Source organism: Thiosulfativibrio zosterae (assembly GCF_011398155.1).
Classification (GTDB): Bacteria; Pseudomonadota; Gammaproteobacteria; order Thiomicrospirales; family Thiomicrospiraceae; genus Thiosulfativibrio; species Thiosulfativibrio zosterae.
Window position 1 is genome coordinate 905,732 of the sequence record NZ_AP021888.1, and the last position, 13,664, is coordinate 919,395.

15 protein-coding genes are annotated in these 13,664 nt (G+C 44.0%); 4 read left to right on the forward strand and 11 right to left on the reverse strand.

All coding sequences use genetic code 11. The annotated features are described in order from the left end of the window. The first annotated feature begins 50 nt into the window (after positions 1–50). The 4 genes from THMIRH_RS03880 (at position 51) to yaaA (ending at position 2,920) form a co-directional block, all read left to right on the forward strand. On the forward strand, positions 51–1,097 hold the full coding sequence (locus THMIRH_RS03880) for an aminoglycoside phosphotransferase family protein (protein WP_173290856.1): 1,047 nt from the start codon (positions 51–53) through the stop codon (positions 1,095–1,097). Then, positions 1,094–1,768 carry an N-acetylmuramate alpha-1-phosphate uridylyltransferase MurU gene (gene murU, locus THMIRH_RS03885; protein WP_173290857.1) on the forward strand — a complete coding sequence of 225 codons (675 nt, stop codon included), beginning with the start codon at positions 1,094–1,096 and terminating at the stop codon, positions 1,766–1,768. Before THMIRH_RS03880 ends, murU begins: the two co-directional genes overlap by 4 nt. A 68-nt stretch (positions 1,769–1,836) precedes the next feature. Beyond that, positions 1,837–2,112: a hypothetical protein gene (locus THMIRH_RS03890; RefSeq protein ID WP_173290858.1), complete on the forward strand. Its 276-nt coding sequence runs from the start codon at positions 1,837–1,839 to the stop codon at positions 2,110–2,112. 34 nt (positions 2,113–2,146) lie between these two features. Then, positions 2,147–2,920, forward strand: a complete 774-nt coding sequence (gene yaaA, locus THMIRH_RS03895) for a peroxide stress protein YaaA (RefSeq protein WP_173290859.1) — start codon at positions 2,147–2,149, stop codon at positions 2,918–2,920. A gap of 226 nt (positions 2,921–3,146) precedes the next feature. Here yaaA and hslO read toward each other — a convergent pair whose 3' ends face one another. From hslO to THMIRH_RS03950, 11 genes are all read right to left on the reverse strand, one after another. Next, positions 3,147–3,995, reverse strand: coding sequence for an Hsp33 family molecular chaperone HslO (hslO, locus tag THMIRH_RS03900; protein WP_173290860.1), 849 nt, complete (start codon positions 3,993–3,995; stop codon positions 3,147–3,149). A gap of 23 nt (positions 3,996–4,018) precedes the next feature. After that, entirely contained in the window at positions 4,019–5,026 is a 1,008-nt protein-coding gene (gene lipA / locus THMIRH_RS03905; protein ID WP_173290861.1) for a lipoyl synthase, read from the reverse strand. A gap of 29 nt (positions 5,027–5,055) precedes the next feature. Beyond that, on the reverse strand, positions 5,056–5,688 hold the full coding sequence (lipB, locus tag THMIRH_RS03910; RefSeq protein ID WP_173290862.1) for a lipoyl(octanoyl) transferase LipB: 633 nt from the start codon (positions 5,686–5,688) through the stop codon (positions 5,056–5,058). Between the two features lie 14 nt (positions 5,689–5,702). Continuing rightward, positions 5,703–5,987 carry an HP0495 family protein gene (locus THMIRH_RS03915; RefSeq protein WP_173290863.1) on the reverse strand — a complete coding sequence of 95 codons (285 nt, stop codon included), beginning with the start codon at positions 5,985–5,987 and terminating at the stop codon, positions 5,703–5,705. A 15-nt stretch (positions 5,988–6,002) separates the two neighbouring features. Continuing rightward, positions 6,003–6,884, reverse strand: a complete 882-nt coding sequence (locus THMIRH_RS03920; RefSeq protein ID WP_173290864.1) for a D-amino acid aminotransferase — start codon at positions 6,882–6,884, stop codon at positions 6,003–6,005. 8 nt (positions 6,885–6,892) lie between these two features. Beyond that, a complete protein-coding gene (locus tag THMIRH_RS03925; protein ID WP_243831498.1) occupies positions 6,893–8,062 on the reverse strand; it encodes a D-alanyl-D-alanine carboxypeptidase family protein in 1,170 nt (389 codons plus the stop codon). Positions 8,063–8,199: 137 nt separating this feature from the next. Next, the gene (gene rodA / locus THMIRH_RS03930) at positions 8,200–9,330 is read right to left on the reverse strand and encodes a rod shape-determining protein RodA (protein ID WP_173290866.1); all 1,131 of its coding nucleotides are present in this window, start codon (positions 9,328–9,330) and stop codon (positions 8,200–8,202) included. Then, positions 9,320–11,152, reverse strand: a complete 1,833-nt coding sequence (gene mrdA, locus THMIRH_RS03935) for a penicillin-binding protein 2 (RefSeq protein ID WP_173290867.1) — start codon at positions 11,150–11,152, stop codon at positions 9,320–9,322. Before mrdA ends, rodA begins: the two co-directional genes overlap by 11 nt. Before the next feature lie 9 nt (positions 11,153–11,161). Beyond that, positions 11,162–11,668: a rod shape-determining protein MreD gene (mreD, locus tag THMIRH_RS03940; protein WP_173290868.1), complete on the reverse strand. Its 507-nt coding sequence runs from the start codon at positions 11,666–11,668 to the stop codon at positions 11,162–11,164. Beyond that, on the reverse strand, positions 11,661–12,434 hold the full coding sequence (mreC, locus tag THMIRH_RS03945; RefSeq protein WP_173290869.1) for a rod shape-determining protein MreC: 774 nt from the start codon (positions 12,432–12,434) through the stop codon (positions 11,661–11,663). Before mreC ends, mreD begins: the two co-directional genes overlap by 8 nt. Before the next feature lie 130 nt (positions 12,435–12,564). Then, positions 12,565–13,608, reverse strand: coding sequence for a rod shape-determining protein (locus THMIRH_RS03950; protein WP_173290870.1), 1,044 nt, complete (start codon positions 13,606–13,608; stop codon positions 12,565–12,567). Between the last annotated feature and the right edge of the window lie 56 nt (positions 13,609–13,664).

A 13,664-nucleotide genomic window follows, 5' to 3' on the forward strand; every position in this document is an offset into this window, starting at 1 on the left:
CTAAATCATGAATTATGCAAACTCTTTATTTTACCTGACTTGGACGCTTCATGACCGAAAGATTTGAACGAATGTGTGATTGGTTAGCCACTTGCGAACCGCTTAAAAATCAAACCTATTCACAGCCCGTTGCGGCATCCAGCGATGCCAGCTTTCGGCGTTATTTTCGCTGTGAAGTGGCTAGCCACACCCAAACTGGGCAACGCCACAGTTACATCATTATGGATGCGCCGCCAAGCCATGAAGACTGTAAACCCTTTATTCGGGTCAGTGAACAATTACATGCCATGGGGCTTAATGTGCCGCAAGTTTTGGCACAAGATTTAACCCTGGGCTTTTTGTTGTTGAGCGATTTGGGCAATACCACCTATTTATCGGTGTTAAACGAGCAAACGGTGGATGGTTATTACAGTGATGCGTTTGATGCTTTGATTACCTTGCAACAAAAAGGCAAGGCTTATCAAGCAACTTTACCGCTGTATCATGAAACTTTGCTGACAAATGAAATGAGCTTGTTTAGTGATTGGCTCTGTCAAAGTCACCTAGAGTTGAGTCTTGGCAAGCTGGAAACCCAAGCATGGCAGAGTGTGCAAACCCATTTGATTAAAAGTGCTCAACAGCAGCCGCAAAATTTTGTGCATCGTGATTACCACAGCCGAAATTTAATGGTGACATCCGAACAAGCCAACACTGGCCGTAATCCCGGAATTTTGGACTTTCAAGATGCGGTTTGGGGAGGCGTGACCTATGATGTGGTGTCGTTGATTCGGGATTGTTATATCAAGTGGCCTGAAGAACAGGTCAAAGAATGGCAGCGCGCCTACTTTTTAAAAGCCTGTGAAGGTCATTTGTTTTTAAAAAATGAATGGGAGGGCTTTGTAAAAGCCATGGACTTTATGGGCGTGCAGCGCCACTTAAAAGCCGCGGGTATTTTTGCGCGCTTGTATCACCGAGATGGTAAAGACGGTTATTTAAAGGATATTCCCACCACCTTAAGTTATATAGTGGAACAAGCCAGTGCTTATTCCGAGTTAAAGGATTTGGCTAAACTCGTTGAAAACCGAGTCTTGCCAGCGATGGATAATCTAAAACCATGAAAGTGATGATTTTAGCCGCCGGACGCGGCGAGCGTTTGCGTCCCATCACCGATGACTTGCCCAAGCCCTTGGTTGAAGTTGCAGGCTTTTCCTTAATTGCGCATCATTTGCGCAAGCTTGAAGGCTGTGAGGTGGTCATTAATCATGCTTGGTTGGGGCATAAAATTGAAGCCGCCTTAGGTGATGGACACTCCTATGGTTGTGCCATTCAATATTCCCCCGAGCCAGAGGGCGGTTTAGAAACGGCAGGCGGAATTGTTCAAGCCTTGCCTTTGTTAAGCGATGGCGTTGAGCCTTTTGTGGTGGTCAATGGGGATGTGTTCAGCGATTTTGACTTGCGTCGTTTATTAACGCATTCGTTAGAACCCGGAAAATTAGGGCATTTAGTGCTGGTGCCAACCCCCAGTTTTAAAGCTCAAGGCGATTTTGGTTTAGCGAACCATCAGGTTTTGCCAGAAGGAAAATGGACCTTTTCGGGTATCAGTATTTTGCATCCTGATTTATTTAAAGGCTTGCCGAATGGCAAATACCCTTTAGCCCCCATTTTGCGCCAAGCCATGTCAAAAGGTTTGATAACGGGCGAAGTGTTTGAAGGCTACTGGAGCGATATCGGCACTTTAGAGCGCCTAGAAGCTGCTCAAGCACATAAAGCAACCGCCTCAAGCGTTTGAGATTGTGACAAACGCAAAAAAGTGGCGTAGAATTAAGCGTTTTTGCTCAAAAATCAAAGGAGAAAATTATGAGCCACAAGCATGTTGCTATTATTGAAAAAGTGTTTGCTCACCCCATCGCAACCAATGTCGATTGGACCAAACTTAAACATACGCTAGAGCATTTTGGTGCTCAAATTAGTGTGGGTAACAATAACCGTGCGCACATTCGCATCTATGAGCACGAGTTGACTTTAGGATTACCACACCACGGTCACGAATTAGCCGATAAGCCAGAAATTACTAAATTGCGTCATTTTTTAGAAGAAGTGGGTCTAACACCTGAAAAAGTTAAAGCAGAATAAATAACGCTATTGTGCTGCCCTAAAGGAGATTGTTATGTTGATGTTAATATCGCCGGCCAAGGCTTTAGATGAGTCGCCCATGGCTCAAAATTTGCCAGTCACTCAGGCCAGTTTATTGCCACAGGCACAAGATTTAATTCAACAATTACAACCTTTGACCCCAGCGGATATTGGACAACTCATGCATTTAAGCGATGCATTAAGTGAGCTCAATTTTGAACGCTTTCAAAGTTGGCAGCTTCCAATGGGGGAGGCCGCAAAGCCTGCACTGTTTTTATTTAAAGGGGATGTTTACCAAGGTATTGAAGTTGAAACCTTGCCTGCAGAAGGGCTGAGTTACTTGCAAAACCATTTGGCTATTTTGTCTGGTTTGTATGGTGCTTTAAAACCGTTGGATTTAATGTTGCCTTATCGCCTAGAAATGGGCACTGCTTTTCAAAATAGCAAAGGTAAAAACCTGTATCAGTTTTGGGGCAGTCAAGTGACCGATTGGGTTAACCAAGCCCTCGCTCAATCAGGTTCATCTGTTTTGGTAAATTTGGCTTCTTCCGAATATTTTAAAGTGGTTCAGCCCAAAGCCATTCAAGGGCAAATCATTACCCCAATTTTTAAAGACTGGAAAAACGGACAATACAAAATCATCAGCTTCTACGCCAAAAAAGCCCGCGGCTTAATGGCGCGCTATGCCGCAGACCAACAAATCGAAAATGTCGAAGACCTAAAAGGCTTTAACTACGATGGCTACGCATTTGACGCCAATCTGTCATCTGAAAAAGATTGGGTGTTTACACGGCGCTTGGAAGGGTAGGCGGTTTATCTAAACTCTGAAACTGAACGAATACCACCCAGTTATTGACTTGATTTGGCTAGCTCGCTATGTTTAACTCTTGTTAAGAATGGGAGTTTAAAACTCAATAAGTTACATTTTTTGAAAAGTAATTTTGAGCGTTTTCCAAGAAGGCTAAAGCCTTCGCCCCAATTGCATGAAAGAAGCGGGGCGCAGGCTTTAGCCTGCTTATATTGTAAGGGGTTTGTTAACTATTGAGTTCGGGCTTAAATAGTTGATTAATATCCTCTTCGTTGAAGCGCAAATGATAGTTGCAGATTTCATTGTGGATGACAATCTCACCTTGTTCGGCTAGGAGTTGGCGTACTTCTTCTTCGCCCATAGACTTCAGTAATAGTTCTACACGGGTTTTGTCTTCGGGGCACTCATACATCACGGTTTTGCTTTCAAAAAGTTCGAGGGTTTCTTCGTGAAATAAGCGGTGCAATAATTCTTGTGATTCGCAACTGCAAAGTTCTTCTGTATTGAGGGTATTACTTAAACTCAATACTCTATCCCAGCCATCTTCATCTCGGTGATCTGTGCCAGGCAGTTTTTGAATCATGACACCGGCTAGCGTATCTCGGTTGGCACCCAGCCATAGACGGGTTGCGAGTTGTTCGGATTGATTGAAAAAAGTTTCAAACACTTCAGCGATGCTATCGCCCTCACGAGGTACAAAAGATTGAAAGTGGTGTTGGGTTTGAGTATTTTCCATCGTCACCATCACTTGGCCATCACCCAGAAGTTCATCCATAGTCGATTCGCTGGTGATGGTTTGGTTGGTTTTAGCAACGCCACGCAGTTTTAAGTCGTGAGTTACTTCAACCACGAGCAAGTTTATTGGGCCTTGCCCTTGTACTTGCAGGGTAACTTTGCCTTGGTGTTTCATGCCATTTGCCATCATGATCGCGATGGCGGTGAGCTCACCTAATAGGGCAATGATACTGTCTGGATAACCGCGATTTTCGGTCATTTTTGACCAGGCCTGGTCAATTTTGAGGTGTTGTCCGCGAATATCGAGGTCTTTAAATAAGAAGCGTTGAATGGTATCCATGGTTGTTTCTCTCAAAGTTTAGATTAGCCGTGAAATTGTCCGCTGGCTTGCAGGTCAGCGTGATAAGAAGAGCGCACCATGGGGCCAGAGGCAACATGAGTAAAGCCCATTGCTAAGCCGCGCTGTTCGACTTCTTTAAATTCTTCTGGTGTCCAATAGCGTTTAACCGCTAGGTGGAAATCACTGGGTTGCAGGTATTGGCCAACGGTGAGCATTTCGACATCGTGATTTCGCAAATCTTGCATAACTTGCAATAACTCTTCCATGGTTTCACCTAGGCCAACCATTAAGCCTGATTTGGTTTTAATGTGCGGCGCCAGTTGTTTAAAGCGTTTCAATAAGTCTAGCGAGCCTTGATAGTCGGCAGCTGGGCGGGCTTCTTCATAGAGGCGTGGAATGGTTTCTAAATTGTGGTTTAGCACATCAGGTGGCGTTTGTGCCAAGATGTCTAAAGCAATCGTTAAGCGGCCTTTAAAGTCGGGGACTAGGGTTTCAATGGTGATGTTCGGCGAGGTTTGTCGAATCTCTTGAATACAGTGTGAAAAATGTGAGGCGCCACCATCGCGTAAGTCATCTCTGTCAACTGAGGTAATCACCACATAGTTAAGTTGCATGGCTTGAATGGTCTGTGCCAATTGTTTGGGCTCATCGGTTTCAAGTGGATCTGGGCGGCCGTGGGTGACATCGCAAAACGGGCACTTACGGGTGCAGATATGTCCCATAATCATAAAGGTTGCCGTGCCATTGCCAAAGCATTCGCCTAGATTAGGGCAAGAGGCTTCTTCACAAACGGTGTTGAGTTTTTGTTCGCGCAAAATGCCTTTGAGTTCTTTGACTCGACCTAGGTGTTTGGCAGAGGGCAACTTGGCTTTAATCCAACTGGGTTTTTTAAGCTTTGGGGTTTCAGGATCAGGTTTATGCTTTAGCGATTTGGTTTTGTATTCGCCTTTGGACATTTCTGAGTTACGCGCCTTTAAACTTTGTGAAGTTAAGGACTCTAAGCTAATTTCTTGATATTGCGGACCGCTCATGACACTTCTCGATGTTTTAGAGTCGCTTATTATAATGGTTTCGATAGGGTGTGTTTGCTGAAATAGGATTTGAAAATTGCGCTGAGGTCTTCGGCAACCAGTTCAAGAGTGATTTTGGGAACGAATTCACAGATCTGAGTCATTTGCATGCCTTGTAATCCGCAAGGATTGACTCGGGTAAAAGGGGTTAAGTCCATACACACATTTATTGCTAAGCCGTGGTAAGTGCATTGTTTACGAACTTTAAGGCCCAAAGAGGCAATTTTATGGCCCTGCACATAAACGCCTGGCGCATCGGCACGGGCTTGGCTTTGAATTTGGTAGTGCGCCAATAGCTCAATGATTATGCCTTCCAAGTCATGCACGAATTGACGCACGGAGAGTTGGTTTCTTTTTAAATCAATTAAGCAATAGGCCACCAGTTGGCCAGGCGCATGATAGGTGATTTGCCCACCGCGATCTGTTTGAATGACGGGAATGTCGTCAAAAGTTTGTAGCAGATGTTCTGCTTTACCATTAAGCCCTTGGGTAAAGACGGGCGGATGTTGGACAAACCAGATTTCGTCTGGTGTTTGTGGGGTGCGTTCTAGGGTAAATGTTTGCATGGCTTGCCAAGTTTCCGCATAGGGGAGCAGGGCAAGCGGGCGAATGATAAGTGACATGCTTAATGAGGGGATTACAATGTCATGAGTATTTCAGGGTGGGCTTTAAGGTCTGCATAAAGGCCATGCACTTGCTCTAAGCAGGTGACATAAATCGTAATATTGACAGAGATGAACTTGCCACCTTTTGAATGATGGAGGCTGATTTGATCACGCTTGACCTGTGAGTCGTACTTTTGTGCGATTGCAAAACAGGTTTCTACCAAATCAGGGGTGTTTTTACCCATGGCTTTAAATTTGTAGTCGCAAGGAAATTCAATTAGGGATTGATTGTCGGGGTTGTGTAAATCTTGTGTCATTTTTTACGAGTTCTTTTAAGAGCGATTGGCGTTTAAAAAGTCAGCTTTGTAGGCTTGATAATGTTGGCGTAACAGTTGCCAAATTTGACCAGGCCTGCCGTTACCTACCGGTTTTCCATCGAGCTGAGTGATGGGTAAAGCTTCTTTGGTTGAGCTGGTGAGCCAAATTTCATCTGCTTGAAGCAGTTCATCTAGCGTAATGTCTGCTTCTAATAGAGGGATTTGGTGGTTTTGAGCGACTTTTTCAATGACTAAGCGTGTGATGCCAGGCAAGATTTTGTGGCTGTTGGGCGGTGTAATCAGTGTGCCGTCTTTGACCATAAACACATTACTGGCAGAGCCTTCGGATACCAATCCATCACGGCCAATCAAAATGGCATCATCAGCCCCTTGTTGTTTGGCCGCCAGTTTCATCATCACATTCGGCAGTAGGGTGATGGCTTTGATGTCACAACGTAACCAACGAATATCTTCTAGGGTAACTATCTTAATGCCGTTCTCAATAATATCGGCTGAAACCGGTTTTAAGGGGTTGGTGTAGGCATAGATGGTTGGGGTCATACAATCGGCGGGTAGGTGGTCGCGCACCATTTGAATACCGCGGGTGACTTGTAAATAGATGAATTGATCTTCCCAAGGATGGCGTTGAATCAGTTCATCGAGCAGCTTTTTCCATTCAGCATCCGTGAGTGGATTCAGAATGCTGGTGGCTTGTAAGCTGTTTTTTAAGCGCTCTAGGTGAGCGTCAAATTCAAACAGTTGCTTTTGGTAAACGGGAATGACTTCATAAACACCATCGCCAAATAAAAATCCGCGGTCTTGGGTCGAAATTTGCGATTCGGTCATCGGCACGAATTGGCCGTTTAAGTAGACAGTTTGTTGTTGTGCGACAGTCATGCCAATTCCTAATCAAACAAGTGGAAAAGAGAGTTAATAATTTGTTTGATTTGGTCTATCAATTTTTTAAAGAAAGAACCTTCTTCAACATTGGCTAAAGCAACAATTGGCTTTTCTGTAATCAGGGTGTCGCCCAAAGATACGCTGAGCGTGCCTAAATTATCTAATTGAGCAAGCGGTGCTTCAATGTGATTATTGATGGTGGTTTCAATTTTTAAGCTTTTGTATTGACCACGCGGAATAGTGATATATAAATCATCAGTTAAACCCACGCCAACTTGATCACGATTACCTTCCCAAACACGCGCATCGTTTAAGCGTTGCATGCTGGAATAGAGTTTGTGGGTTTCAAAGAAACGAAAGCCATAATTAAGAATTTTTTGGCTTTCTTGGATACGCATATTGGCTGATTCTGTGCCTAAAACCACACTGATTAAGCGCATATCTTCGCGTTTGGCAGAAGACACTAGGCAATACCCAGCAGATTCTGTGTGCCCGGTTTTTAAGCCATCAACGGTGGCATCTTGCCAAAGCAATTTATTGCGATTGTATTGCGTGATGCCATTGAAGGTAAATTGTTTTTCTGAGTACCATTTGTATTCTTCTGGAAATTGCGAAATCAGCGCTCGAGTCAGTTTGGCCAGGTCATTGGCGGTGGTGTAGTGGTCTGGATCTGGTAAGCCCGTTGAATTGACATAATGCGTGTTGGTCATGCCTAAGTTAGCGGCATATTTGTTCATCAATTCGGCAAAAACCGCTTCGCTACCCGCAATATGTTCTGCTAAGGCAACACTGGCATCATTGCCTGATTGAATAACCATGCCTTTTATTAAGTCTTGTACAGACACTTGTTTACCGACTTCGATAAACATTTTTGAACCAGGCATTTTCCATGCTTTGCTGGAAATATTCACTGGGTCGCTCATTTTAATATTGCCATTGATCAGTTCATTAATGACCACAAAACCGGTCATGATTTTGGTCAAACTGGCGGGTTCAACGCGTTCGTCGGCATTTTTTTCGGCTAGGATATCGCCACTGTCAAAATCCACTAAAACATAAGCATTTGCCGCCATGTTTGGCGCAGATGGAATAATTTGTGGGGTAGGGACTTGAGTTGGCGTAGGTAAGTCTTGGGCTTGGGTGGCGAAGCTCATGACAAGAAAGCTTGCGCTCATGAAAAGAGTTTTTAAAAAGGTCATAGGCGTTGAGTCACTGCTTTTAATAAAATTAGTTAAATGAGCGATAATTTAACACAAATCGCACAGAATCTAAATGGCTTGAAGGGGATTGTCAGGTTTTCGTTAGAGTGTGTTTAAGTGGAGAGCATTTTTTTGTGCGTATGAATAGACATTAAAATACCAAAACTGATCATGAGTGTCAGCAGCGCGCTCCCGCCGTAACTGACAAGGGGTAAGGGGAGCCCAACCACTGGCAATAATCCACTGACCATGCCGATATTTACAAACACATAAATAAACAAGGTCATCACTAAACTGGCAGACAGTAGTCTGGTAAAGTTATCTTGTGCTTGACTGGAAATGTATAGGCCTCGGGCGATAATTAAGCTGTAAAGAATAAGTAATAACACAACGCCTATCAGCCCAAACTCTTCTGCGAGCACTGAAAATATAAAGTCAGTAGTGCTTTCTGGTAAAAAATCCAAGTGAGCCTGTGAACTGCCTAAAAAGCCCTTGCCTTCAATGCCGCCAGAGCCAATCGCGATTTTGGATTGAATAATGTGATATCCACTGCCTAAAGGATCGGATTCTGGGTTTAGAAAGGTCATGACCCTTTGTTTTTGGTACTCATACATATAAAAATTCCAGATCACCGGTGCGCTGGCGGCTACGATTAGGGCGGCCACTGAAATCCACTTCCAGGAGAGTCCAGCAAAAAACAATACAAACAAGCCGCTCATGGCAATGAGTATGGAGGTGCCTAGGTCTGGCTGAATAATGATTAAAGCCGCAGAAAGACCCACTAAAAAAAGACCAAACAGCATTTTTCTGCCAGGTGGGGGAAGGTGGTCGTGAGCATAGAGCCAAGCGAGCATCATCGGCAGGGCGAGTTTCATGAGCTCTGAGGGTTGAAATCTAAAGAAGCCTAAGTCTAGCCAACGCTGTGCGCCTTTGCCAATTTGACCAAATAGCACAACCGCCAATAACATGATAAGCCCCGCGGTAAAAAGCCAGGGGGCAATCACTCTTAAATAAGTCGGTGGAATTTGTGCAAACGCAACCATAATGATAAAGGCAATGCCAACCCTTGATAAATGTCGCAAAGTCACTTCTTCATCTCCACCAGAGGCACTAAAAACCACTAGGCTGCTGAGTAAAATCAGAATTAAAATGCCAATCAATAACCACAGATCTAAGTGCAGCGCCGAAAGTAGCCCTTTATTTTTTCGATAGACCTTTTCTTGCCCAGTTAAATCAATTTGCATTTTGTTTCTCAGTGGCTAGATGTTCAAAATAATAGCGAGCAATGTCGACAGCAACAGGTGCAGCTTTGGCACTGGCGTTTTCAATGACAACGCTGATGGCAATTTCTGGGTTATCGACCGGCGCAAACCCGATAAATAAGGAATGGTCTCTCAAAGTGCGGTCGATGTTGTCGGCATCATACTCTTCTTCATTTAAGCTAAATACTTGGGCCGTGCCGGTTTTGCCCGCCATTTTAAAGGGCAATCCTTTGGTATAGGCACGAGCGGTTCCATGGGTGCCGTGCATCACCTTGACCATGGCTTGAATCACTTTCTCCCAATTTGAGATTTTATTGATAGGAATCAACAGGTTTTCATCATTAGAGGTGTTTTGGTTTTTTAATAAGTGGGGTTCTGATATTTTGCCGCGGTTAGCAAGGGTTGCCACAGATTTTGCCAGTTGCAAAGGCGTTGCCAAGAAATAGCCTTGCCCAATGGTCGCGATAATCGTCTCCCCGTTATACCAGTTTTGTCCACGCGCTTCTTTTTTCCAGGCTTTAGAGGGCAGGATTCCCTTTTTTTCGGCGGGTAAATCAATCCCTGTTTCGTGCCCGAATCCGAAAGGGTAAAGTGCGTCATGAATCATGTCTATGCCCATTTTTAACCCCAAATCATAATAATAGGTATCGCAAGATTGTTCAATGGCGTCGCTCATATTGACTATGCCATGCCCACCACGCTTCCAGTCACGATATCGGTGGTCCATATAAACATAATAACCTGGGTCAAAAATTTGTTTTTCGGGCGTAATGATGCCGTTTTCAAGCGAACCCAGTGACACGAAAGGTTTGATGGTTGAGCCGGGAGGATATTGACCATCAGTAACACGATTAATGAGCGGGCGGCCTTTGTTATGAATCAATTCATCGTAATTTTTTTGACTGATGCCATCCACAAATAAATTCAGGTCATAACCGGGATGACTGATAAAGGCTAAAATTTCGCCAGTTTTTGGCTCCATCACAACGACCGCCGCCCTTTGATCTTCTAGCAACTTCTCGGCATATTTTTGCAAGCGAATATCCAAAGTTAGGTGAATGTCTTTGCCAGGAGTAGCAGGGGTGGTGCTTAGGGTTCTGAGCACTCTGCCGCGGGCATTGGTTTCAATTTCTTTATAGCCTGGGTAGCCTAATAGTAGATCTTCATATTGTTTTTCAACCCCAGATTTTCCCATAACATCTGTGCCTAGGTAACGATCTGTATCAAGTGTTTGGGTTTCTTTGTCATTGATGCGGCCGACATAACCTAGGGCATGAGAAACTAAATCTTTGTAAGGATAGTAGCGTTTGAGCTTGGCGGTTAAGGAAACCCCAGGAAAGCGGTCACTGTTAGCCGCAAAGGTTGCAGCCTGTTTTTCAGTGAGGTTGACATCAAAGGTTAATACCTTGGCACGATAACCACTTTGCAGGCGTTTAAAAAATTCTTGCCATTTATCCGCAGCAATTTCTGGGAAAAGTTGCATGAGTTGATCTGGGTAGTTTTCCTGTTTGTTCATCTTTTTTTTGTCAAAGCGCAGCACAAAAATAGATTGATTGTCGGCTAATACATGGCCGTTTCGATCATAAATTTTGCCACGCATTGGGGGGATGGTTTCAATGGAAATACGATTGCCATCAGCCATGCTTTTGTAGTGATGGTAGTTAAACCATTGCAAATAACCCATGCGTGCAATTAAAACCCCAAAGAGTATGAGTACAAACACCATCGCCAGTATTAGGCGAGTATGCAATAGGCGTTTTTGAACTAACTTTTCGGCGTCAGTATTGTGGACAAGTTGAGCCATATGAATCTGCTAAGGCGCGGAGGCCACTTTAAGGCACTGGTGTTTGATAATGAAAAGGGTCACTGGCCATAAAATAATAATCAGTAAGGGTGAAAGCCAATAGTCGTAGGCATTGCTGGCGTTGAAAACCGGCTGTAACAAAAAGAATCCTAAAATCTTAGCGGCATAAAAATACAATGTAATAATAAATGTTTGCTGCCATAACGGATAACTTCTAAAGCTAAAGCGGATTCTTAGCAATAAGAAAACCAGTAAGGAGAATAAAATGGCGTGAGCACCTAAGACGGAGTTAAATATCCCATCGCTTAAAAGCCCTAAAATCAAAGCCGTAAACAAATGGGTTTTGTTTTGTAACAGCATGGTCCAAATCAACAGCATGAGAAGCGTCATGGAAGGTAGTGTCACTGGCAACAAGGCTAAGCTATTCATGGAGTCTAAAACCAGCGTTATGAAGTAACTCAAAAAAAGTAACCACTTAACTTGCGAAAAACGAAAATGCATCAGTTTTTCAGTCATGGAACACCTCGCCAGAGGTTGGAACAGGTTGTTGTAATATTAACACCTTGTTTGAAATGTGGAGATTGGCAAGGGCTTGGGCATAAATTTCAAAATAGGGTTGGTCATCCCAGTTTTGCAAACTGGCGACTTTCGCCACTGGAATTCCTTCTGGGAAAATGCCGCCTAAGCCAGAAGTTTCGACAATATCACCAATAATGATGGAGCTAGAATTGGGGATGTATTCTAAAAGCAATTTGTCATTTCCTGTGCCGGTTAAAATTCCGCGTTGTCCAGTGCGTTGAATGCGAACCGGTACTTGGCTGTCTGGGTCGGTAATCAGCAAAACTCTGCCTGAGTTAAGGGAGAGCTGATTGACTTTACCAATGAGACCTTGCGCATCAATGACGGGGCTGTTGAGTTTAACTTTTTCTAATTGACCGCGGTTAACGACTAAAAAATGTGCAAGTGGCGAATCACTGTAGCCTATGACGCTGGCAATTTGACTGGTATTTTTAGGGATCTGACTGGCAGTGCCTAACAAAGCGTTTAAACGGGTGACTTCAATTTTGTATTTATTGAGTTGCTGAAGCTGCGCTTTGAGTAGTAGGTTTTCTGTTTCAAGTTGTTGCTTGTCATTTTCCAGTTGGCTAAGGGTGTTGAAGTCTTGTGAAAGCCATTTGTAAATGTCTTGCGGCGCTGTGGCCACTTTTTCGATAGGGTCGAGCGCTGTTAGAAGAACGCTACGAACATTGTCCATCAGCTGAGTGTAATGATCCGTGACCATGAGCACAATCGAAAACACAAATATAATAATAAATTGAACCCCCTCTTGTTGAGGGGTCGTTGAATTTAAGCTAATGGTGTTTTCTCCCGTACCACTCGGTGTAATGCTGAACTAAATAGATGAGATGACCTTAGTCAAAAGAAAATACATCTATGCCTTTTTCATCCATCATCTCTAATGCACGACCGCCGCCACGCGCCACACAGGTGAGTGGGTCGTCAGCGATGATAACTGGAATGCCTGTTTCTTCAGAAAGCAGGGTGTTTAGATTGCGAAGCAATGCGCCTCCGCCTGTTAAAACAATACCGTGTTCAGCAATATCTGCCCCCAGTTCTGGTGGGGTAAATTCTAGTGCAGTACGCACAGCACTGACAATTTGTGCCAAAGGCTCTTGTAGGGCCTCTAACACTTCATTGCTGTTTAAAGTAAAGCGACGCGGAACCGATTCTGCGATATTGCTACCGTGCACTTCCATCGTATCCGGATTCACTTCGTGATAAGCGGTACCAATTTGTTTTTTAATTTTTTCAGCAGTCGCTTCACCAATAATCATGCCGTAATTACGACGAACATATTTAATAATGGCTTCATCAAAACGGTCACCACCCACTTTTACGGATGCAGACCAAACAATACCGTTTAAAGATAGGGTTGCCACTTCAGTGGTACCACCACCGATATCAACCACCATTGAGCCAATCGGTTCGCTGACCGGCATGCCAGCGCCAATAGCAGCTGCCATGGGTTCTTCAATGAGGTAAACTTCACGAGCACCTGCGCCCGCAGCCGATTCACGAATGGCGCGGCGTTCAACTTGCGTAGAACCACAAGGCACACAAACTAATACACGTGGGCTTGGCTGAAAGAATCTGGCTTCATGGACTTTACGAATAAAGGCTTGCAACATTTTTTCAGTGACTTCGAAGTCAGCTATAACACCGTCTTTAAGTGGGCGAACCGTAATGATTTTTTGGTTTTCTTTACCCAACATTTCTTTGGCGCCTTCACCGACCGCCACAATAGAGCGAGGTTTTCCATGGTCGCCAATGCGAATGGCGACAACAGAAGGCTCATTGAGAACCATACCTTTTCCGCGAACATAAATCAGCGTGTTAGCGGTTCCTAAATCGATTGAAAGGTCATTAGAGAAGAGTCCCATGAGTTTACGAAACATTGGTCAAAATCCTTTGAATAAAGAGGTGGGTTGTTTAATCAAGGTATTTTATATCA